The sequence below is a fragment of the Streptomyces sp. NPDC053541 genome, assembly GCF_044544705.1.
Lineage (GTDB): Bacteria > Actinomycetota > Actinomycetes > Streptomycetales > Streptomycetaceae > Streptomyces.
In genome coordinates this window covers 301,693-321,136 of record NZ_JBITXM010000013.1, presented here as the reverse complement: position 1 = coordinate 321,136, position 19,444 = coordinate 301,693, and the positions used below count along the sequence as shown (strand labels likewise).

The window sequence follows — 19,444 nt, the reverse complement described above, 5'->3', positions numbered from 1 at the left end:
ACGTGGTGCTGGGGATCAACCCTTCTTCATCAGGCGCCAGCGGCGCAGATTGCAGGACTGGTAGGTCCTGCCGAGGGCGTCGGCGGCCTCTTGGATCGTCGCTGCGCCCAGCAGAATGCTGTCTTCGAGTGGTGTCCAGGTGCGCACCTGGCGCGGTGGCGGCATGTCGGCGGGGCGCCGCCAGGCGCTGACGTCGGCTGCGGCCGCCTGCTTTCGTTCCAGGGCGAGAGCGCCAGGCGTGTAGAGGTGCTGGGCGAGGGCGGTGGCCCCTTCGCGGAGGTACACGACGTTGTAGGCGCTGTCGCGCTTGTTGCGGCCTGGGATCTTCCGGATGCCGAGGGTGCGGTTGGTGTAGTGGCACAGGTACACCGCGATCGCCGTGCTCTGTGTCGTGAGACTGATGAAGGGATGACCGTCCTTCGTGAAGCCCACCGACCCGTCGGCGTCGATGATGCCCCGCAGGTAGTCGGGGCGGGAGAACGGCACGCGGGGTGGCGTGATGCGCTTGGACTTGCGGCCGTAGGGGAGTCCGAGCTCGTTGAGCTGTGTGCGGGCTTCCAGTGCGCAGAGGGCCCAGGTCGCGGTGTGGCTGACCTCGGCGAAGTTGGTCGACCGCGTGCGCCGAGTGATGCTGCTGTTGTAGGGCGTGAGGCGCTGGAACTCTTCCAGGATCGCGATGTCGCGGGCGTTGATCTCGACCGTGAGTTTCCCCTTGCGTCCGGTGCCCGCTTGCAGGTGTCCGTCGGCCTGGAGGAAGCCGAACATGTACGCGTAGTCGGGGTTCGTCAGGTCCATGAAGGACGTGGCGGGTGCGGCGAGGTCGAAGAGCGTCAGCGCGCTAGTGTCGGGTTCAGCCATGGGAAGTTGTTGCCTTCCTGATGGTGAGGCCCTCGGTCGGGATTGCCGTCCCGGCCGAGGGCCGTTGCTGTAGGGAGTTGTGTCGACCGTAGGTCTGGCGTTCGGGTGTCGTGGGGGCTTTCGGGGTGGTTCACCCGAAAGGGTCAGTTCGGGTGGCCGAGGACGTTCGTGTGGGCGGACTGGCTGGAGAAGCGGTTGAGGAAGAGGTCGTAGCGGCCGTCGGGGCGGAGGGTGGCCGTGGCGCCGTCCTGCCAGATGCCGTTCTCGTCCCACCACTGGGAGCCGACCGGGTCGCCCTGGTTCTGGTGGACGTTGTGCATGCCCAGGTCGCCTTCGGGGTCGTGGGTGAAGGGCTCGCCGAAGATCAGGGTGCGGCGGCCGGGTACGAGGAGGGGTTCCAGGGCGTCGGCGGCCTCGGCGTTGGAGCCGGCCTGCCAGGGGTGGGAGCCGAGGAGGTCGAGGAGCTCCTGGAGCCAGGTCGGCGGGCGGCGCTGGAAGAGGACGCCGGAGTGGTCGACCAGGGCGGGGTGGCGGAGGTAGTCCAGGGCGCCGGGCTCGGGGGCGGGGGCCAGGTCGTGGTAGCCGGGGGTCAGGGCGGTGGCCGGGCCGAGCGCGGCGGCGTCCAGGACGAGGGTCTTCCAGTGGACGCCGACGTTGGACTTGTGGCTGTCGACGTCGACGGCACAGTGGTAGCGCCCGTCGGGGGCGTCCACCTCGACGTTGACGTGGAACCAGCGGCCCTGGTTGTCGGGCTGGTCGCGGTAGTGGTGGTGGAGGGTTCCCGAGAGCACGCCGTAGCGTTCGAAGGGCATGCCGTCAGTGAAGCAGCCGGAGCGCCGCGGGGCCGGGCGGCGCTCCGGGGTGGGCGGTGGGTCAGAGCTCGCGGTGGACCTTGGTGTTGGAGGCCTGGGCGCGGGGGCGGACGACCAGGAGGTCGATGTTGACGTGCGGGGGGCGGGTGCAGGCCCAGGTGATGGTGTCGGCGACGTCGTCGGCGGTGAGCGGTTCGGCCACGCCCGCGTAGACCTTGGCGGCCTTCTCGGTGTCGCCGCGGAAGCGGGTGGTGGCGAATTCCTCGGTCCTGACCATGCCGGGGGCGATCTCGATGACGCGGACGGGGGTGCCGACGATCTCCAGGCGGAGGGTCTCGGCGAGGACGCGGGCGCCGTTCTTGGCGGCGACGTAGCCGGCGCCGCCCTCGTAGGTGGCGTGGGCGGCGGTGGAGGAGACGACGACCACGGTGCCGTCGCCGCTCGCGGTGAGGGCGGGGAGCAGGGCCTGGGTGAGGTTGAGGGTGCCGAGGACGTTGACCTCGTACATGCGGCGCCAGTCCTCGGGGTCGCCGGTGGCGACGGGGTCGGCGCCGAGGGCGCCGCCGGCGTTGTTGACGAGGACCGCGAGGGTGCGGAAGGCGGTGGCGAACTCGTCGACGGCGGCGCGGTCGGTGACGTCGAGGGCGTAGGCGGTGGCCTGGTGGCCGGCTGCTTCGATCTCGGCGGCGAGGGCTTCGATGCGGTCCTTGCGGCGGGCGGTGAGGACGACGCGGTAGCCGGCGGCGGCGAGCTGTCGGGCGGTGGCCGCGCCGATGCCGCTGCTCGCTCCGGTGACGACGGCGATGGGCTTGCCGGGGGCGGTCATGAGGGGCTCCTCGGGCGGGGGTTCGGTGCGGTGGTCGGTGGCCTGGTCAGGATAGGCGGGGTGGTGCGGCGGGCGTGCGGTGCCCTGGGGGCGTGGGGCGTGGGGCGTGGGGTGTGGGGCGTGGGGGTGCGGTGGGGTGCGGGGGGACACGCGGGCGCATCGTACTGACTGGTAGTCAGAATATATGCGGATCAGTCGGTATCTTCGGGGCATGAGTGCGATGCGCAAGGTGCTGCTCGGCATGATCACGGCGGCCGCCCTGGTGGGCGGCACCGCCACCGGGACCGCGGCCCGGGAGGCGGGGCCCGAGGCGGATCTGGCCCACCACGGGCACGTGTCCTTGTGGGACGGGCGGCTGGGGGTCTGGCTGGTGAGCGAGAACCACGGCCCCGCGGACATCTCCCAGGCGACCGTCCGGCTCGCCTTCTCGGTGCCCCTGGCGGGCGGGGAGCTGCCGGAGGCCTGTCTGTGGAGCAGTGACCGGGTGGTCTCCTGCCGTACGGGCGGGCTGCGGGCGGCCGGGGCGGCCGGCGAGCTCGCGCTGGACCTGCGGACGGCGGGTCGTCCCGAGGAGCTGACCGTGGACATCCGCACGGTCTGGCGCGACGGCCCGGCCGACGGCAACCCGCGCAACGACCGCCATCGCGTCCTGGTCCTGGCGACGGGTGACCCGTACGTCTTCTGAGGTCCGCCCCGCCGTCGTCCGCCCGGCTCCCGTCCGCACCGCCGTCCTCATCGGAGGGCGGCGGTGTAGCCGTCGGGGCGGACGAGGAGGGTCTCGCGGCGGGCCGGGTTGGCCCAGGTGGCGTGGACCGGGGCGTCGGCGGTGACGGGCGCCGTTTCGGGGAGCGGCGGGGTGGCGGTGCCCTCGGGCCGCTCGGGGGTGATGAGGACGAAGCGGCCGGCGCGGAGGAGTTCGTAGAGGCGGCCCTCGCGGAGCTTGACGTCGGGGACCCGGTGGGTGCGGGGTCCGTAGGCGATGCCGATGCCGCTGATCTGGCCGATGGCGCGGTCGGCGACGGGGCGGGCGGTGCGGACGAGGAGGGTGGCGAGGTCGCGGGCGGCGCGCTGGAGCGGGGTGTGGGCCATGGCGAGGCGGATGATGGCTCCGCTGCTGCGCAGTACGCGGGCGCCGACGGGGTGCCGCTCGGCCTGGTAGCCGTCGAGGAGGGCTTCGGGGTCGCGGGCGGTGCCGCGGAGGACGGCGGTGAGGCGCCAGGAGAGGTTGGCGGCGTCCTGGAGGCCGGTGTTCATGCCCTGGCCGCCGGCGGGGGAGTGGACGTGGGCGGCGTCGCCGGCGAGGAAGACGCGGCCGGCGCGGTAGGCGGGGGCCTGGCGTTCGTCGCTGTGGAAGCGGGAGATCCAGCGCGCGTCGTGCATGCCGTAGTCGCGGCCGAGGGCGCGGCGGGCGATGTCGCGGATCTCGTCGAGGTCCACGGGCTCGTCGTCGGCGACGTGGTGGTGCCGGTCCCAGCCCATGACCCGGTACCAGCCGTCGCCGAAGGGGGCGATGAAGGCGAAGGCGTCGCCGTCGGGGGAGGCGGCCACGGTCATCAGGCGCTGCGGTTCCTCGTCGAGGCGCACGTCCGCGAGGACCATGGAGCGGATGACGGAGACGCCGGGGAACGGCAGGCCGAGGGCGGAGCGGACGGCGCTGCGCAGGCCGTCGGTGCCGACGAGGTAGCGGGCGCGGACGGTGACGGGGCCGTCGGCGCCGTCGGGTCCGGTGAGTTCGGCGGTGACGCTGTGGGCGTCCTGGCGCAGGGCGTGCAGCTCCGTGCCGTGCCGGAAGTCGACGCCGGCGGCCCGCGCGCGCCGTTCGAGGAGGCGCTCGACCTCGTACTGCGGGGTGATGAGGAGGAAGGGGAAGCGGGTCCGGAGGCGGGAGAGGGTGAGCGAGAGGCGCCCGAAGAACTGCACGTCGCTGATGGGGGTGCCGGTGGCGATCAGTTCGTCGGCGAGGCCGCGGGCGTCGAGCTGCTCCAGGGTGCGGGCGTGGACGGCGAAGGCGCGGGTGAGGTTGGAGCGGCCGGCGGGCCGGCGCTCGACGAGGGTGACGCGGAGTCCGGCGGTGGCGAGGTCGCCGGCGAAGAGGAGTCCGGTGGGGCCGGCGCCGACGACGAGGACGTCGGCGTCGTGGTCCGTGGCGTGGGTGGTGTCCGTGGTGCCCTTGGTGCTCATCGCTGCCTCCAGGGGGTGCCTGCGGTGGTGCCTTCGGTGGGTGCGGTGTCCGCGGCCTCGGTCCACGACCGGTGGGCCAACGCCTGTGGGTCAACGCTTGTGGGTCAACGCGTGTTGGCAATTGTGGACCCGCCCGCATCGCGCTGTCAACGCCCGTGGGCCTACACTTGTTGACATGACGACCGCACGCCGCTCCGACGCCACCCGCGCCGCGATCCTCTACGCCGCCCGCGAGCGCTTCGCCGCCGACGGATACGAGCGCGCGACCATCCGCGCCATCGCCCGGGACGCCGGGATCGACCCGTCGATGGTCATGCGCTACTACGGCAACAAGGAGGGGCTGTTCGCCGCCGCCTCCGCCATCGAGCTGGAGCTCCCCGAGCTCGGCTCGCTGCCCGCGCGGCACATCGGCACCGCGCTGGTCACCCACTTCCTCGACCGCTGGGAGCGCGACGACGTGCTGACCGGCATGCTGAGGGTCGGCGTCACCAACGACAGCGGCGCCGAGCGCATGCAGCGGCTCTTCGCCGAACAGATCGGCCCCGTCGTGGCCGGCGTCTGCCCCGACCCCTCCGACGCCCCGCGCCGCGCCGGACTCGTCGCCTCGCAGATCCTCGGCATGGCGCTCACCCGCTACGTCCTGCGCTTCCAGCCGGTCGCCGAGATGTCGCGCGAGGACGTGATCGCCTGGCTCGCCCCCACCATCCAGCGCTACCTCACCGCGGAGGGCCCGTAGGGCCCACGCGGTCCGGGGGACGGATCAGCCCCGGGGCGCCGACGCCCCGCCGAACTCGCGGACCGCGTCCGACACGATCGCCTCCAGGCGCGCGTGATGGGCGCCCCGCCAGTAGACCCTGCCGCACGCGGTGCACTGCGCGAACACGTCGTACGTGTTCTCCGTGCCCTTCTCCAGCCGCTCGCGCACCGCGTCCTTGTCCGTCTCCGTCAGCGGACCGTTGCACGCCGTGCAGCGGGTCCACGGCGCGAGCGGCGGCGCGAAACGCTCCAGGACGTCCCGCAGTTGGGCCTCCGGCCGGTCGCTGTAGACGTAGGCCCCCGCCCACAGCTCGCGGCGGCGCAGCAGCCCGCGGTCCCGGGACAGCATCACCCGCCGCTCCTTCGCGGACAGCGCGGCCAGCGCCGGGTCGCCGATGTCCTCGCTCTCGTACGCCGCGTCGACGCCGAGCAGCCGCAGCCGGCGGGCCAGCGTCCCCAGGTGCACGTCCAGCAGGAAGCGGAGCGGCGCGCCCGGCACCGGCTGGGGCCGCTCCACCCCCTCGACCTCGACCGTCTCGCCGGCCGCCGGCACGTGCGAGGGCTCCACCGGACGCCCGTCCACCAGCAGCCGCCCCGCTTCGGTCAGCGGCACGCCGAGCGACTCCACGACGTGCCCGAGCGAGGAGGCGCCGTCCGTGGTCACGGCCGTGCGCCCGGCGCGGCGCTCCGCCGCGACGAAGAGGCGCAGTTCGGGGGCGAAGGCGATCTGGATCTCCGGTCCGTTCACGCAGCCAGGATGGCACCGCCCGCACCGGCCCTGCCAGGCAATTCCCCCCGCCGCGGGCCGGCACCGCGGTACGGTCCGGGCATGAAGATCATCGACCTGGAGCCGGGCGACCCGCGCCTGGAGACCGAGCTGCTGCCCGTGCTGCGCGAACTGCGCCCGCACCTCACGCCCGAGCTGTTCCACGACGTCTACGCCACCGGCCACGCCCAGGGCCTGCGCTTCAGCGCCGCCTACGCCGACGACGGCACCTGCGTCGGCGCCGCCGGATGGCGGATCGTCGTCAACACCAGCTCGCTGAAGAAGCTGTACGTGGACGACCTGGTGACCGCCGGGAACGCGCGCTCCGGCGGCGTCGGGCACGCGATGATCGCCCACCTGGAGGGCCACGCCCGCGCGGCCGGCTGCTACGAGCTCAACCTGGACTCCGGCACCCACCGCACCGGGGCCCACCGCTTCTACCTGCGCGAACGCTTCGACATCGTCGCCTTCCACTTCACCCGGGAGCTCAAGCCCCTGCCGTGACACCCCCGCCCGGCGCCGCCCGCCGTGCCAGGTCGAGCCGCCACGCGTTGCACCGCATCGGGCGGCCCGGCGGATACTCGAGGTCCCGCTCCCCGAGCAGGGTGAAACCGGCCTTGCGGCACACCGCGTTCGACGGCCCGTTGTCGACCGACGGGAAGGCGAACAGCGCGCCGAACCGGCCCTCCGCCCGGGCCTTCGCGATCACCGCGAGCGTCGCGGCCGTGGCCACGCCCCGGCCCTGGAACCCGGGCAGGACCGTCCAGCCCGTCTCGTACGCCGGCTCGCCCTCCCAGGACGTCTCCCAGAAGCCGATCGAGCCCGCCGCACGGCCCTCCGGCAGCACCTCGACCCGGAACATGCAACCGGGCCGGTCGGCGGCGGCGCTCAGCTCCACGTACCGCCGCTGGCGGGCGACGAGCTTCTCCTCGCTCTCCGGGCCGCCCAGATGGCCCATCAGCTCCGGCGCGTTCACCGCGCGCAGCAGCCCCGCGTCCGCGTCCGACCACGGGACCAGCCGCACCCCCGCACCCGCACCCGTCCCCGCACGCGCACCCGTCCCCGCACCGCCGTTCGTCACCATGACCGCACCCTAGGACCGGCCACTGACAAAGCCGCTCCCACGCCGCTCCCACGCCGCTCCCACGCGGCTCAGGCCGCGGAGAGCGCCCGCGCGTACGCGGTCGGCGGCACCCCGACCGTGGCCGTGAAGTCCCGTACGAGATGGGCCTGGTCGCTGTAGCCGAGGTCGGCGGCGAGCCCGGCCCAGTCCGGGGTGCCGGGGGAGCCGTCCCCGTACTCGGTGCGTTCCAGGGCCTCGTGGATGCGGTAGCGGAGGATGACCCACTTCGGGCCCACGCCCACGTGGGACGCGAAGAGGCGCTGGAGCGAGCGCGGCGACAGCCCGGCCGCCCGGGCCAGCGCGGACACCCGGCGCATCGCCCGGTCCGTGCGGACCAGCTCCACCAGGGCCATCGCCTCCCGCGCCGCCGGGTCCGGGTCCGGGCCGCGGGCCAGCAGGAAGGCGTCGAGCGCCGCCACGCGCGCGTGGTCGCCGTCGGGCGCCACCACACGCGTGACCCGGCCTTCGGACCCCGGCCCCGCCCCCGACCCGGGCTCCGACTCCGGCCCGGCCTCCGGCTCCGGGAAGGCCTCCTCCAGTGGCGCGATCCGGCCGGTCCAGTGCGACACCGGCCACCCGGGGGCGAACGGGCGGAAACCGCCGGGCCGGAACTGCGCCCCGCAGACCCGCCCCGTGCCGGTCAGCTCCCGGGTGAACAGCTCCAGGCCGACGCCCGAGACCACCGCGGAGTCCACCACGGAGGGGGCGTCCGCGGCCCCGCCGCCCGGACGGACCCCGCGTTCGAACACCACGTTCACGGAGGGGTGCGGGACCACCTGGGAGACGTAAGGCTCCGTCAGGTCCCAGTCGATCAGCCAGTAGTGCTCCAGATACGGCCGGAGCTCGGGCGCCGGCAGATGGCGCCGGAAGCGGACCCGGCTCAGCAGCTCGGCGGCGTCGACGATCCCCCGGGTGTCCCGCCGCGTCCCCGCCCCCGCCCCCGTCTCCGTCTCCGTCTCCGGTCCCGTCATGCCCGCATGCTAAGCGCCGCCCCCCGGCCCGGCACCCCGCCCGAGGCCCTCTTGTGCGGGTCCGGGAACCGTCCCAAGGTGGCGGGGACCGAGATTTCCGGCCGGGGAGGGAGCAGCCGCATGTCGGACGCCACGGACACGGGCACGGGTACGGACGCGAACACGGACACGGGCGGGACCGGATCGGCCGGTGGGGGCTGGGCCTTCACGGACGACCGGGGCGCCGCGCCGACGGCCGCGGGCCGCCCGGAGCGGGTCCTCGCGTACGTACGGGCCGGGGCGGCGCTGCTCGACCTGGGCGTGCGGCCGGTGGCCGTCTACGGCTCCGGGCACGACGGGGAGCTCCTTGACCCGGTGAAGGCGGGCGGGCTCGCGGCGGCCGGGGTGCCGTACCTGGGGCCGGGGCGGACGCTGACCGCGGCGCGGGTGCGCGAGCTGTGCGGGCCCGGCGGCGTGGACCTGGTGGTGGACGTGACGTACGACGGCAAGGCCCCGTACGCGCTGGACGAGGCGCTCGCGGAGGAGCTGGGCGCGCCGCTGGTCGCCCTGTCGGTCGGCAACCAGCTGCCGCTCCCGGCGATCGTGGCCCGCTTCACGGAGCTGGCCGGGGCGCTGTCCGGGGCGCTGCCCGGCGGGCCGGGCGCCGGCGCCGGCGGGCGGGTGGCGGACGCGGAGGCCGCGCTGCGGGCCGCCGCGGGGCGTACGGGGCTTCGGGTCCTCGCGCTCTCGGGCGCGGGCCCCGAGCAGGTGCACCTGGCCCGGCCGCAGGCCTGGCCGGAGCTGGCCCGTCTCGCCGAGCTGGGGGTCCGGCTGCTCGACCCGGGTCCGGGTCCGGGCGCGAACTGGCTGACCACCGACTGGGAGTACGCCCTCGGGCTCGCTCCCGACCTGGTGCTCTTCGACAGCCGGGCGAACGCGGTGCCGCCCCATCGGGTCCCTCCGGGCGCCCGCCTCGCCTCCTGGAACCCGGAGACCCCGCCGAGCCCGGCGGCCTTCGTGCGCTTCTTCCGGGACCTGACGGCCGCCCTGGAGGAGCCGGCGTCCTGATCCCGGCCGGCCCCGGGGCCTCCCGCTACGGCAGGCGCGCCCGCAGGGAGGCCGCGAACTCCTCCGCGCGGGCCAGCTGGGCGCGCAGTTCCGCGACGCGTTCGGCCGCGGCCCGTTCGTAGCCGCGGACGCGGGCGAGGAGGGCGTCGCGGGTGGCGGGGTCGAGCTCGTGCGGGGTGTCCGGGGCGTCGGCGGCGAGCCGGTCGACGGCGTCGAGCAGTTCGCGGGTCTCGTCGAGCGTGAAGCCGAGCGGCTTCATCCGGCGGATCACCATCAGCCGGGCGACGTCGGCGTCGGTGTAGAGCGGGAAGCCGCCCTCGGAGGCCGCGGACGGGACGACCAGGCCGCTGTCCTCGTACTGGCGGATGGTGCGCAGGGACAGCTCGGTCCGGGCCGCTACCTCACCGATCTTCATGGGGCGCACGGGGCTGCTGAGCACATCGGGTCCTTCCTCCGGGGCCCCTCGTCCGGGGCGCGGGCAGGCGCGACTTCCGCGCATTACATCCGATTCGTCCTAACTTCAGCACTTATGTACGCGGGAAGCGTGATGAAACGCCCGTCACTAGGGCGTCCGGCGGAGCCGTACCCGGCGAGACGCCCCTACGGCCACACGAGGCAGTACGGCTGGTGTCCCGCCTCGTGGAGGCGGTGGCTGAAGTCCTGCCACTCGTGCAGGAGCCGGTAGACGTTGAACGCGTCCTGCGGGCCGCCGCGGTCGGGCACCGTGGACCAGATGAAGGCGGCGGCGCCCACGGACTCCTCGCCGATGCCGCGCAGCGGGTCCACCACGGTCATCGGCAGCTTGACGACCGCGTAGTCGGGGTGGAGGACGACCAGTTCCAGCGGGGGCACCTTGTGCAGGGGCATGCCCTGGATGCCGGTGAGGACCATCGCGGCTATGGTCTCCGGCTTGATCTTGGTGAACATGCCGCCCATGCCGAGCTCGTCGCCGCCCAGCTCCTCGGGGCGCATCGAGATCGGGACGCGGGCCGCCGTCGCGCCGTCGGGGGCGCCGAAGTACTTGTACGTGACGCCCAAGCGACCGCCCCCGTTCCCGCCGGGCCCGTGCCCGGCGCCGTCCAGGCCGCCGCCGTCCGTGCCGCCGTCGGCACCGCCGCGCACCGGCGTCACCTTGCCCTCGCCCGGGCCGGCCTCGCGGGCGCGGGCGGCGCGCCGGGCCCGGGCCCGGCCGAGCCGGGACTCGTCCGCGGCCGGCTGGGCCCGCTCGGGCGCCGGGGAAGGGGACGGTGAAGACGGTGAAGGGGAGGGAGAAGGGGACGGCGAAGGGGCAGCGCTCGCGGAGGGACGGTCGCCCGGCTCCGCGGGACGCGCGGGCTCGCCGCCCGTCCTCGGCTCGTTGGCCCGCGGCTCCTCCGTCCGCCGGCGCCGGTGCCTCCCCCTCCGGACAGGCTCGGGACCCAGGTCGTCCGTCCCCTCGCCCGGTCCGCCACCGCGATGCATATCTCCACCCGACTGCTGTTCCGGGCCGCGGTCTGAGCGCGCGGCCCGATCATCGTGACAGTGACCTCCCCCACGGTCGTACGGTGAAACACCTGTCCGCAAGATCGCCGTGGCCTCTGACACCATGGATTCCGTGAGCCATCCTTATGACGCCCCAGTTTCGCAGACGCGAGGGAGACACGCCCCGGCGTAATTCACAGGGTGCCCACACCGTCCCCCCGTACTCGACGTCGTCCTCGCAGGTCAGGATCAGGTCAGGATCACAGTGCCGTACTCATACGAAGCCCCAGTCTCACAGACGCTTTTCGACCGCGCCTCCCTTGTGACGCCCGGCGGCGTGAACTCGCCGGTGCGGGCCTTCCGGGCCGTGGGGGGAACGCCCCGGTTCATGGTGTCCGGTACCGGTCCGTACCTCACCGACGCGGACGGGCGCGAGTACGTCGACCTCGTCTGCTCGTGGGGACCGATGATCCTCGGCCACGCGCACCCCGAGGTGACGGCGGCCGTGCAGGCGGCCGTGGCGCGCGGCACCTCCTTCGGCACCCCGGGCGAGGGCGAGGTCGCGCTCGCCGAGGAGATCGTGGCCCGGATCGAGCCGGTCGAGCAGGTGCGCCTGGTGTCCTCCGGCACCGAGGCGACGATGTCGGCGATCCGGCTGGCCCGCGGCTTCACCGGCCGCGCGAAGGTCGTCAAGTTCGCCGGCTGCTACCACGGGCACGTGGACGCGCTGCTCGCCGCGGCCGGCTCCGGCGTCGCCACCTTCGGCCTGCCCGACACGCCCGGTGTGACCGGCGCGCAGGCCGGCGACACCATCGTCCTGCCGTACAACGACATCGAGGCCGTGCACGAGGCCTTCCACCGGTACCCGGGCGAGATCGCCTGTGTGATCACCGAGGCCTCCCCGGGCAACATGGGCGTCGTCCCGCCGCTGCCCGGCTTCAACCAGGCGCTCAAGGACGCCTGCGCGAAGAACGGCGCGCTGTACATCTCCGACGAGGTGATGACCGGCTTCCGTACCAGCCGGGCCGGCTGGTACGGCGTGGACGGCGTGAAGCCGGACCTGATGACCTTCGGCAAGGTCATGGGCGGCGGCTTCCCGGCGGCGGCCTTCGGCGGCCGCGCGGACGTCATGGGCCACCTGGCCCCGGCGGGCCCGGTCTACCAGGCGGGCACGCTGTCCGGGAACCCGGTCGCCACCGCCGCCGGCCTCGCGCAGCTGCGGCTGCTCGACGCCGCCGCGTACGAGAAGGTCGACGCGGTCTCGAAGGAGATCCAGGGCCTGGTCACGGACGCGCTGACGAAGGAGGGCGTGGCGCACCGGCTGCAGACCGCGTCCAACATGTTCTCGGTGTTCTTCACCGACGGCGAGGTCCGCGACTACGAGGACGCCAAGAAGCAGGAGGCCTTCCGCTTCAACGCCTTCTTCCACTCGATGCTCGCGGACGGCGTCTACCTGCCGCCGTCGGCCTTCGAGTCCTGGTTCGTGTCGACCGCGCACGACGAGCGGGCCGTCGAGCGGATCGCCGCCGCGCTGCCCGCCGCCGCCCGCGCCGCCGCGGAGGCCACCGCATGAGCGACGCGACGAGCCGGCCGAAGAGCGACGAGGAGATCACCGTCGTCCACCTGATGCGGCACGGCGAGGTGCACAACCCGGACGGCGTGCTCTACGGGCGCCGGGCCGGCTACCACCTGTCCGAGCTGGGCCGGCGGATGGCCGACCGGATCGCCGAGCACCTGGCCGACCGGGACATCACCCATGTCGTGGCCTCCCCGCTGGAGCGGGCGCAGGAGACGGCGACGCCGATCGCCAAGACGCACGGGCTGAGCCTGGCCACCGACGAGCGCCTGATCGAGGCGGCGAACGTCTTCGAGGGCAAGACCTTCGGCGTCGGCGACGGCGCGCTGAAGAAGCCGGGCAACTGGAAGCACCTCACCAACCCGTTCAAGCCGTCCTGGGGCGAGCCCTACGTCGAGCAGGTCGTCCGCATGATGGGCGCCCTGGACGCGGCGAAGGACGCGGCGCGCGGCCACGAGGCGGTGTGCGTGAGCCACCAGCTGCCGATCTGGATCGTGCGCAGCTTCGTGGAGAAGCGCCGGCTGTGGCACGACCCGCGGCGCCGGCAGTGCACGCTGGCCTCGCTGACCACGTTCACGTACAAGGGCGACAAGATCGTCTCGGTGGGCTACAGCGAGCCCGCCCTGGACCTGGTCCCCGTGCACCTGCGCGCGGGCGCGAAGCCGGTGCCGGGCAAGGCGAAGGCCTTCGGCGCGTAGACGCCGGGCCGCGCGAGCGGTACACCCTCAGGGCGGTCGGACGACGGAACGTCGTTCGGCCGCCCTGAAATTTGTGCGATTTCCCGGAACCTCCGTGTTCCTCCCGTCATCTCACTCATTGTCGGTTTGGATGACGTTCAGGCATTCAGGTCTTACGTCAGCGCGAATGGGGATGTCATGCGCGGGATCAATCGGAGGAGTCTGCTCGGGGCGGGAGTCGGTGCCGCCGCCGCACTGGGACTGGCTGCCTGCACCGGCAACGACAAGGACGACACGGGACGTTCCGGACCCGGCAAGGGCGGGGACGTCACGGGCGCCCCGGAGCCCTCCGGCACGCCCACCCGGGACGACGGCCGGCTCATCGGCGACGGTTCCACCGCCGACACCGGAAAGCAGCCCCACCAGCCCGACGCCCCCGTGCCGCTCGAACCCGGCCAGACCCCGCCGCAGTTCGTGATCTTCTCCTGGGACGGCGCCGGCGAGGTCGGCAACGGCCTCTTCCCGCGCTTCCTCGAACTCGCCAGGAACCACGACGCGGCGATGACCTTCTTCCTCTCCGGCCTCTATCTGCTGCCCGAGTCCAAGAAGGACCTCTACCGCCCGCCGAACAACCGGGTCGGCGCCTCCGACATCGGCTACCTGACCGACGACCACATCAAGGAGACGCTGAAGAACGTCCGCCAGGCCTGGCTCGACGGACACGAGATCGGCACCCACTTCAACGGGCACTTCTGCGGCGGCTCCGGCTCCGTCGCCCACTGGACCCCGGCGCAGTGGCAGAACGAGATCGACCAGGCCGTCGGCTTCGTCACCAAGTGGAAGACCCACACCGGCTGGACCGACCTGCCGCCGCTGCCCTTCGACTACACCAAGGAGCTCGTCGGCGGCCGCACCCCCTGCCTGCTCGGCCAGGACAACCTGCTGCCCACCGCCCAGCGCCTCGGCTGGCGCTACGACGCCAGCTCGCCCGGCGGCCGCCAGATGTGGCCGGTCAAGCGCGGCGGCGTGTGGGACCTGCCGCTCCAGGCCGTGCCCTTCCCCGGGCACTCCTTCGAGGTCCTGTCGATGGACTACAACATGCTCGCCAACCAGTCGAAGAACTCGACCAAGGGCATGCCCTCGCGCTACCCCGGCTGGCGCAAGCAGGCCACCGAGGCGTATCTCAGCGGCTTCCGCCGCGCCTACGAGACCAACCGCGCGCCCTTCTTCGTCGGCAACCACTTCGAACAGTGGAACGGCGGCATCTACATGGACGCCGTCGAGGAGGCGCTGAAGGGAATGGCCGGCAAGAAGGACGTGCGGCTCGTCTCCTTCCGCCAGTTCACCGACTGGCTGGACGTGCAGGATCCCAAGATCCTCGCCCGCCTGCGTACCCTGGAAGTCGGCCAGTCCCCGGCGGGCGGCTGGAACACATTCCTCAAGGCCGTCTGACGCCGCCGCTTAGGTTTTCCTGACAAGGGGCTTTACGGGCACCCAGGGGGGTGCCCAAGATCCCCGAATCGCCCATGCGAAACTTTTCACATGAGTCATGGACGCGCGCCCCGCCGCACCCTGCTGACGGCCGGAATCCTGGCCGCCGCGCTCGCGCTCACCGCCTGCAGCTCGGACAACAACGGCAAGTCCGGAGGCGGCGGAGGCACCAACTTCGTCAGGAGCACGGGGGGTGTCGAGGCCGTCGCCAAGAGCGAGCGGGTCGCGCCCGGCAAGCTCGCCGGCGAGACCCTCGAAGGCAAGCGGCTCGACGTCGCCGATTTCAAGGGCAAGGTCGTCGTCCTCAATCTCTGGGGCTCCTGGTGCGGCCCCTGCCGCGCCGAGGCGAAGCATTTCGTCAAGGTCTCCGGCGACCTGGCGGACAAGGGCGTTCAGTTCGTCGGGATCAACACCCGCGATTTCAACAAGCAGCCCGCCGTCACTTTCGAAGAGGAACACGGGATCACCTACCCCAGCCTCTACGATCCGCGCGGTGAACTGATCCTCAGCGGATTTCCCAAGGGCACCCTGAACCCGCAGGGCATCCCGACCACCATCGTCCTCGACAAGGACGGAAAGATCGCCGCGCGGGCCCTGATGGCCCTCGACGAGGCCAAGCTCCGCTCCATGATCGAACCGCTCGTCGCCGAGAAGTGACGAGGTAGCGGACATGGATCCCAACCAGACGGTGCTGAGCGGCGCCCTGCTGCTCGCGCTGCCGATCGCGGTCCTCGGCGGGCTGGTCTCCTTCTTCTCGCCGTGCGTCCTGCCGCTCGTGCCCGGCTACCTGAGCTACGTGACCGGCGTCACCGGCACCGACCTCGGCGAGGCCCGGCGCGGCCGGATGACCGCGGGCGCCGCCCTCTTCGTCCTCGGCTTCTCCGCCGTCTTCGTCTCCAGCGGCGCGCTCTTCGGCTTCTTCGGCTGGTCGCTCCAGTCCTACCGGGGCATCCTGTCCGACGTCCTCGGCGTCCTCATGATCCTCATGGGCGTCTTCTTCCTGGGCCTCATGCCCTGGCTCACCCAGCGCGAGTTCCGCTTCCACAAGAAGCCGGTCGCCGGACTCGCCGGCGCGCCGCTGCTCGGCGCGCTCTTCGGCATCGGCTGGACCCCGTGCATCGGCCCCACCCTGGCGGCCGTCAACGTGCTCGCCGCCAACCAGGCCAGCGCCGGCCGCGGGGCGCTGCTGACCTTCGCGTACTGCGTCGGCCTCGGCCTCCCCTTCATCCTCACCGCCATCGCCTTCCGCAAGGCGCTCGGCGCGTTCACCTGGGTGAAGAAGCACTACGCCTGGGTGATGCGGATCGGCGGCGGCATGATGATCGTGACCGGCGTGCTGCTCCTCACAGGTGCGTGGGACAGCATGGTCTCCACGATGCAGAGCTGGTCCAACGGTTTCACGGTGGGGATCTGAGAGTTCCGATGAGCAAGACCGACACGACACCCCAGCCCGAGCCCGGCCTCGACGAGGCCGGGCAGCGGCTGTCCACCGCACCCCGCGAGGACGGCTCCGACGGCGTCGTCGGCGGCCCGGCCCTCGGCGTCGTCGGCTGGATCCGCTGGTTCTGGCGACAGCTGACCTCCATGCGGGTCGCCCTGATCCTGCTCTTCCTGCTGTCCCTGGGCGCCGTGCCCGGCTCGCTCATCCCGCAGAACAGCGCGGACGAGTTCAAGGTCGCGCAGTTCAAGGAAGCCCACGAGACGCTCACCCCGCTCTACGAGAAGCTCCAGCTCTTCGACGTCTACAGCTCGGTGTGGTTCTCCGCGATCTACATCCTGCTGTTCGTCTCGCTCATCGGCTGCATCCTGCCCCGCACCTGGCAGTTCGTCGGCCAGCTGCGCGGCCGCCCGCCGGCCGCCCCCAAGCGCCTCACCCGACTGCCCGCGCACACCACCTGGCGCACCGAGGCCGCGCCCGAGGAGGTCCGCGAGGCCGCCCTCGGCATCCTGCGCGGCCACCGCTTCCGCGCCCACGTCGCCGGTGACGCCGTCGCCGCCGAGAAGGGCTATCTGCGCGAGGCCGGCAACCTCCTCTTCCACGTCGCGCTCATCGTCATGCTGGTGGCCTTCGCGCTCGGCCAGCTCCTCAAGTCCGAGGGCGGCAAGCTGATCGTCGAGGGCGACGGCTTCTCCAACACGCTCACCCAGTACGACGACTTCAAGTCCGGCTCCTGGTTCGGCTCCGACGAGCTGCCCCCGTTCAGCTTCACCCTGGACAAGTTCACCGGCACCTACGAGAAGGACGGCCCGCAGCGCGGCACCCCGCGCACCTTCGAGGCCGACGTCACCTACTCGGAGCCCGGCGGCACCCCGAAGAAGACCTCGATCCGGGTCAACGAACCGCTCAAGGTCGGCGGCTCCAAGGTCTATCTGATCGCCCACGGCTACGCCCCGGTCGTCACCGTCCGCGACGGCCGCGGCAAGCTCGTCTACCAGGGCGCCGTGCCGCTGCTGCCGATGGACAACAACCTCACCTCCACCGGCGCGATCAAGGTGATGGACGGCTACCGCGACAAGAACGGCAAGAAGGAACAGCTCGGCTTCCAGGCCTTCTTCGTGCCGACCTTCGCCGGCGCCGGCAAGGGCACGATGTTCTCCCAGTTCCCGGCGCTCGACTTCCCCGTGATGGCGCTCACCGGCTATCACGGCGACCTGCGGGTCAACTCCGGCCTGCCGCAGAACGTGTACCAGCTCGACACCTCGAAGATGAAGCAGTTCGCGGTCGCCGGCGGCACCGGCAAGGCCAACCGGCTGCTGCCCGGCGAGACCATGACGCTGCCCGACGGCGCCGGCTCGATCACCTTCGAGAAGGAGATCAAGGAGTGGGCCAGCTTCCAGATCTCCCAGCAGCCCGGCAACGGCCTCGCGCTCGCCGGCGCGATCGCCGCCATCGGCGGCCTGGCCGGCTCGCTGTTCATCCAGCGCCGCCGGGTCTGGGTCCGCGCGGTCCGCGGCGCCGACGGCGTCACCGTCGTCGAGATGGCGAGCCTCGGCCGCAGCGAGTCCGCCAAGGTCCCCGAGGAGCTGGCCCGGCTGGCCGCCGCCCTCCACGACCGGGCGCCGACCGCGCCCGAGGCCGAAGCCCAGGCCGCGCCCGAAACCGAGGCCGAGGCCGCGCCCGAAGCCGAAGCCACGCCCGAAGCCGAAGCCGAAGCCGAAGCCGCGGAAGCATCCGCAGAAGAACCTGCCGAAGAGTCCGAAGGGCCTGAGAAGTGATCCTCGCCGCCGCGACCAACGAGAGCCTGGCACAGATGAGCAACACGCTCGTCTACTCGTCCATGGCCGTCTACACCCTCGCCTTCCTGGCCCACATCGCCGAGTGGGTCCTCGGCAGCCGCAGCAAGGTCGGCCGCACCGCCGCCGCGCTCACCCAGAACGCCGGAGCGCGGCAGACCGCCGCCGCCCCGGCCGTCCAGGTCCGCAAGGGCGGCACCACCGCCGTGCTCGACCGGCCGCAGGTCGTCACCCGCTCCGCCGCCGGCACCCGCGACGTGCCCGACGGCCCCGGCGCGGCCGGCGGCACCGTCAAGGGCGACCTCTACGGCCGGATCGCGGTCTCGCTGACCGCACTCGCCTTCCTCATCGAGGCGGCCGGCGTGATCAGCCGTGCGCTCTCCGTGCAGCGCGCCCCCTGGGGCAACATGTACGAGTTCTCGATCACCTTCTCCACGGTGGCGACCGGCGCGTACCTCGGCTTCCTCGCGGCCCGCAAGAACGTGCGCTGGATCGGCCTGCCGCTGGTCACCACCGTGCTGCTCGACCTCGGCGTGGCCACCACCTGGCTCTACACCGACAGCGACCAGCTGGTGCCGGCCCTGCACTCGTACTGGCTGTGGATCCACGTCTCCACCGCGATCTTCTGCGGCGCCGTGTTCTACCTGGGCGCCGTCGCCACCCTGCTGTACCTGTTCCGCGACGCGTACGAGAACAAGCTCGCGACCGGCGGCAACCCCGGCTCCTTCGCCCGCTCCGTCCTGGAGCGGCTGCCCGCCGCGGCCTCCCTGGACAAGTTCGCCTACCGGGTCAACGCGGCGATCTTCCCGCTGTGGACCTTCACGATCATCGCGGGCGCGATCTGGGCCGGCGACGCCTGGGGCCGCTACTGGGGCTGGGACGCCAAGGAGGTCTGGTCCTTCATCACCTGGGTCGGCTACGCGGCCTACCTGCACGCCCGCGCCACCGCCGGCTGGAAGGGCCGCAAGGCCGCGTACATCGCGCTCATCGCCTTCGGCTGCTTCCTCTTCAACTACTACGGCGTGAACATCTTCGTGAGCAGCAAGCACTCCTACGCGGGCGTGTGAGCTAGCGGACGCCCGGCCCCGGGGCCACGCTGGAGGTATGAGCGAGATACCCCGGGGCCGGAGCGAGACCCACGAAGGCGGCACCCACCTGCTGCGCTACGTGGTCGAACTGAGGCACCCGCCGATCGCGGTGTGGGCCGCCGTCGCCACCCCCGAGGGGCTGCCGGCCTGGCTGTGCGCCGCCGACCCCCTGGAGCCCCGGCTCGGCGGCCGGGTCACGCTCCGCTGGCTCAACAGCGACACCGAGGTCTCCGGGCGGGTCACCGCCTGGGACCCCGAGTACGTCGCCGAATACACGGTCGATCCGCCGCACGGCCGGATCCGCTTCCACCTGGAGCCGGGCCCGGACCACGACGGGTCGACCGTGCTGCGTTTCACGGCCGAGTTCAGCGGCTCCAAGGAGGCCCGCCTCGACATGCTGGCCGGCTGGCACGACCACCTGGAGCGGCTGGTGGCGGCCCTGGACGGGCACCCCACCGACTGGCGCGACTGGACGCCCGAGCGGTGGCGCGAGCTGCGCGAGCTGTACGAGCGGGACGAGGCGCCCTGGCCCAAGTGGGAGCCGTAGCACCCGGCCCGTACCCCGCGCCCCGGCCCG

At 72.7% G+C, this 19,444-nt stretch carries 21 protein-coding genes; 12 read left to right on the top strand and 9 right to left on the bottom strand.

Annotated elements, in window-relative coordinates; translation table 11 throughout:
* Window positions 1-15: 15 nt before the first annotated feature.
* The 3 genes from ACIGW2_RS32085 to ACIGW2_RS32075 form a co-directional block, all read right to left on the bottom strand.
* Window positions 16-858 carry an LAGLIDADG family homing endonuclease gene (locus ACIGW2_RS32085; RefSeq protein ID WP_391654811.1) on the bottom strand — a complete coding sequence of 281 codons (843 nt, stop codon included), beginning with the start codon at window positions 856-858 and terminating at the stop codon, window positions 16-18.
* A 143-nt stretch (window positions 859-1,001) separates the two neighbouring features.
* Window positions 1,002-1,670 carry a DUF2278 family protein gene (locus ACIGW2_RS32080; RefSeq protein ID WP_399847533.1) on the bottom strand — a complete coding sequence of 223 codons (669 nt, stop codon included), beginning with the start codon at window positions 1,668-1,670 and terminating at the stop codon, window positions 1,002-1,004.
* Window positions 1,671-1,731: 61 nt separating this feature from the next.
* The gene (locus ACIGW2_RS32075) at window positions 1,732-2,496 is read right to left on the bottom strand and encodes an SDR family NAD(P)-dependent oxidoreductase (protein ID WP_356064775.1); all 765 of its coding nucleotides are present in this window, start codon (window positions 2,494-2,496) and stop codon (window positions 1,732-1,734) included.
* Between the two features lie 211 nt (window positions 2,497-2,707).
* Between ACIGW2_RS32075 and ACIGW2_RS32070 the strand changes: the two genes are divergently transcribed.
* Complete coding sequence (locus tag ACIGW2_RS32070; RefSeq protein WP_391654808.1) at window positions 2,708-3,181, top strand: hypothetical protein; 474 nt, start codon at window positions 2,708-2,710, stop codon at window positions 3,179-3,181.
* A gap of 47 nt (window positions 3,182-3,228) precedes the next feature.
* Here the strand turns inward: ACIGW2_RS32070 and ACIGW2_RS32065 are convergent, their stop codons facing one another.
* Entirely contained in the window at window positions 3,229-4,677 is a 1,449-nt protein-coding gene (locus ACIGW2_RS32065) for an FAD-dependent monooxygenase (protein WP_399847530.1), read from the bottom strand.
* A 175-nt stretch (window positions 4,678-4,852) separates the two neighbouring features.
* Here ACIGW2_RS32065 and ACIGW2_RS32060 point away from each other — a divergent pair, with 175 nt between their 5' ends.
* Window positions 4,853-5,413 (top strand): TetR family transcriptional regulator, encoded by a 561-nt coding sequence (locus ACIGW2_RS32060; RefSeq protein ID WP_399847528.1) that lies wholly within the window; start codon window positions 4,853-4,855, stop codon window positions 5,411-5,413.
* A 24-nt stretch (window positions 5,414-5,437) separates the two neighbouring features.
* Here ACIGW2_RS32060 and ACIGW2_RS32055 read toward each other — a convergent pair whose 3' ends face one another.
* Window positions 5,438-6,181, bottom strand: coding sequence for a Mut7-C RNAse domain-containing protein (locus ACIGW2_RS32055; protein WP_399847526.1), 744 nt, complete (start codon window positions 6,179-6,181; stop codon window positions 5,438-5,440).
* A gap of 81 nt (window positions 6,182-6,262) precedes the next feature.
* Here ACIGW2_RS32055 and ACIGW2_RS32050 point away from each other — a divergent pair, with 81 nt between their 5' ends.
* On the top strand, window positions 6,263-6,703 hold the full coding sequence (locus tag ACIGW2_RS32050) for a GNAT family N-acetyltransferase (protein ID WP_361588872.1): 441 nt from the start codon (window positions 6,263-6,265) through the stop codon (window positions 6,701-6,703).
* Here ACIGW2_RS32050 and ACIGW2_RS32045 read toward each other — a convergent pair.
* Window positions 6,687-7,283: a GNAT family N-acetyltransferase gene (locus ACIGW2_RS32045; RefSeq protein ID WP_399847522.1), complete on the bottom strand. Its 597-nt coding sequence runs from the start codon at window positions 7,281-7,283 to the stop codon at window positions 6,687-6,689. The genes ACIGW2_RS32050 and ACIGW2_RS32045 overlap by 17 nt on opposite strands.
* Window positions 7,284-7,351: 68 nt before the next feature.
* Window positions 7,352-8,293: a DUF6597 domain-containing transcriptional factor gene (locus ACIGW2_RS32040; RefSeq protein WP_399847521.1), complete on the bottom strand. Its 942-nt coding sequence runs from the start codon at window positions 8,291-8,293 to the stop codon at window positions 7,352-7,354.
* 120 nt (window positions 8,294-8,413) lie between these two features.
* On the opposite strand from ACIGW2_RS32040, the gene ACIGW2_RS32035 reads away from it, so the two are divergent.
* Window positions 8,414-9,340: an ABC transporter substrate-binding protein gene (locus tag ACIGW2_RS32035; protein WP_399847519.1), complete on the top strand. Its 927-nt coding sequence runs from the start codon at window positions 8,414-8,416 to the stop codon at window positions 9,338-9,340.
* Between the two features lie 25 nt (window positions 9,341-9,365).
* On the opposite strand, the gene ACIGW2_RS32030 is transcribed toward ACIGW2_RS32035, so the two are convergent.
* Entirely contained in the window at window positions 9,366-9,755 is a 390-nt protein-coding gene (locus ACIGW2_RS32030; protein WP_361589003.1) for a MerR family transcriptional regulator, read from the bottom strand.
* Between the two features lie 185 nt (window positions 9,756-9,940).
* Complete coding sequence (locus tag ACIGW2_RS32025) at window positions 9,941-10,462, bottom strand: hypothetical protein (RefSeq protein ID WP_391654801.1); 522 nt, start codon at window positions 10,460-10,462, stop codon at window positions 9,941-9,943.
* Window positions 10,463-11,066: 604 nt separating this feature from the next.
* Here ACIGW2_RS32025 and hemL point away from each other — a divergent pair.
* The 8 genes from hemL (at window position 11,067) to ACIGW2_RS31985 (ending at window position 19,414) form a co-directional block, all read left to right on the top strand.
* Window positions 11,067-12,374, top strand: a complete 1,308-nt coding sequence (hemL, locus tag ACIGW2_RS32020; RefSeq protein WP_392174424.1) for a glutamate-1-semialdehyde 2,1-aminomutase — start codon at window positions 11,067-11,069, stop codon at window positions 12,372-12,374.
* Window positions 12,371-13,075 (top strand): histidine phosphatase family protein, encoded by a 705-nt coding sequence (locus tag ACIGW2_RS32015; RefSeq protein ID WP_399847516.1) that lies wholly within the window; start codon window positions 12,371-12,373, stop codon window positions 13,073-13,075. Before hemL ends, ACIGW2_RS32015 begins: the two co-directional genes overlap by 4 nt.
* Before the next feature lie 177 nt (window positions 13,076-13,252).
* A complete protein-coding gene (locus tag ACIGW2_RS32010) occupies window positions 13,253-14,506 on the top strand; it encodes a hypothetical protein (protein WP_391654799.1) in 1,254 nt (417 codons plus the stop codon).
* A gap of 90 nt (window positions 14,507-14,596) precedes the next feature.
* Window positions 14,597-15,202 carry a TlpA disulfide reductase family protein gene (locus tag ACIGW2_RS32005; protein ID WP_356064749.1) on the top strand — a complete coding sequence of 202 codons (606 nt, stop codon included), beginning with the start codon at window positions 14,597-14,599 and terminating at the stop codon, window positions 15,200-15,202.
* A gap of 13 nt (window positions 15,203-15,215) precedes the next feature.
* Window positions 15,216-15,959 (top strand): cytochrome c biogenesis CcdA family protein, encoded by a 744-nt coding sequence (locus tag ACIGW2_RS32000; protein ID WP_391654798.1) that lies wholly within the window; start codon window positions 15,216-15,218, stop codon window positions 15,957-15,959.
* Between the two features lie 8 nt (window positions 15,960-15,967).
* Window positions 15,968-17,761 (top strand): cytochrome c biogenesis protein ResB, encoded by a 1,794-nt coding sequence (locus ACIGW2_RS31995; RefSeq protein WP_399847514.1) that lies wholly within the window; start codon window positions 15,968-15,970, stop codon window positions 17,759-17,761.
* Window positions 17,758-18,846 (top strand): c-type cytochrome biogenesis protein CcsB, encoded by a 1,089-nt coding sequence (ccsB, locus tag ACIGW2_RS31990; protein ID WP_399847512.1) that lies wholly within the window; start codon window positions 17,758-17,760, stop codon window positions 18,844-18,846. The genes ACIGW2_RS31995 and ccsB overlap by 4 nt, the downstream gene beginning before the upstream one ends.
* A gap of 37 nt (window positions 18,847-18,883) precedes the next feature.
* Window positions 18,884-19,414, top strand: coding sequence for an SRPBCC domain-containing protein (locus tag ACIGW2_RS31985; protein WP_391654795.1), 531 nt, complete (start codon window positions 18,884-18,886; stop codon window positions 19,412-19,414).
* The last annotated feature ends 30 nt before the right edge of the window (window positions 19,415-19,444 follow it).

Coding starts and splice junctions, on each gene's coding strand:
- ACIGW2_RS32045 (WP_399847522.1), bottom strand. CDS start 7,283: ATGGTGACGAACGGCGGTGCGGGGACGGGTGCGCGTGCGGGGACGGGT.
- ACIGW2_RS32065 (WP_399847530.1), bottom strand. CDS start 4,677: ATGAGCACCAAGGGCACCACGGACACCACCCACGCCACGGACCACGAC.
- ACIGW2_RS32040 (WP_399847521.1), bottom strand. CDS start 8,293: ATGACGGGACCGGAGACGGAGACGGAGACGGGGGCGGGGGCGGGGACG.
- ACIGW2_RS32005 (WP_356064749.1), top strand. CDS start 14,597: ATGAGTCATGGACGCGCGCCCCGCCGCACCCTGCTGACGGCCGGAATC.
- ACIGW2_RS32060 (WP_399847528.1), top strand. CDS start 4,853: ATGACGACCGCACGCCGCTCCGACGCCACCCGCGCCGCGATCCTCTAC.
- ACIGW2_RS32015 (WP_399847516.1), top strand. CDS start 12,371: ATGAGCGACGCGACGAGCCGGCCGAAGAGCGACGAGGAGATCACCGTC.
- ACIGW2_RS32075 (WP_356064775.1), bottom strand. CDS start 2,496: ATGACCGCCCCCGGCAAGCCCATCGCCGTCGTCACCGGAGCGAGCAGC.
- ACIGW2_RS32010 (WP_391654799.1), top strand. CDS start 13,253: ATGCGCGGGATCAATCGGAGGAGTCTGCTCGGGGCGGGAGTCGGTGCC.
- ACIGW2_RS32000 (WP_391654798.1), top strand. CDS start 15,216: ATGGATCCCAACCAGACGGTGCTGAGCGGCGCCCTGCTGCTCGCGCTG.
- ACIGW2_RS32030 (WP_361589003.1), bottom strand. CDS start 9,755: ATGAAGATCGGTGAGGTAGCGGCCCGGACCGAGCTGTCCCTGCGCACC.
- ACIGW2_RS32070 (WP_391654808.1), top strand. CDS start 2,708: ATGAGTGCGATGCGCAAGGTGCTGCTCGGCATGATCACGGCGGCCGCC.
- ACIGW2_RS31995 (WP_399847514.1), top strand. CDS start 15,968: ATGAGCAAGACCGACACGACACCCCAGCCCGAGCCCGGCCTCGACGAG.
- ACIGW2_RS32080 (WP_399847533.1), bottom strand. CDS start 1,670: ATGCCCTTCGAACGCTACGGCGTGCTCTCGGGAACCCTCCACCACCAC.
- ACIGW2_RS32085 (WP_391654811.1), bottom strand. CDS start 858: ATGGCTGAACCCGACACTAGCGCGCTGACGCTCTTCGACCTCGCCGCA.
- ACIGW2_RS32035 (WP_399847519.1), top strand. CDS start 8,414: ATGTCGGACGCCACGGACACGGGCACGGGTACGGACGCGAACACGGAC.
- ACIGW2_RS31985 (WP_391654795.1), top strand. CDS start 18,884: ATGAGCGAGATACCCCGGGGCCGGAGCGAGACCCACGAAGGCGGCACC.
- ACIGW2_RS32050 (WP_361588872.1), top strand. CDS start 6,263: ATGAAGATCATCGACCTGGAGCCGGGCGACCCGCGCCTGGAGACCGAG.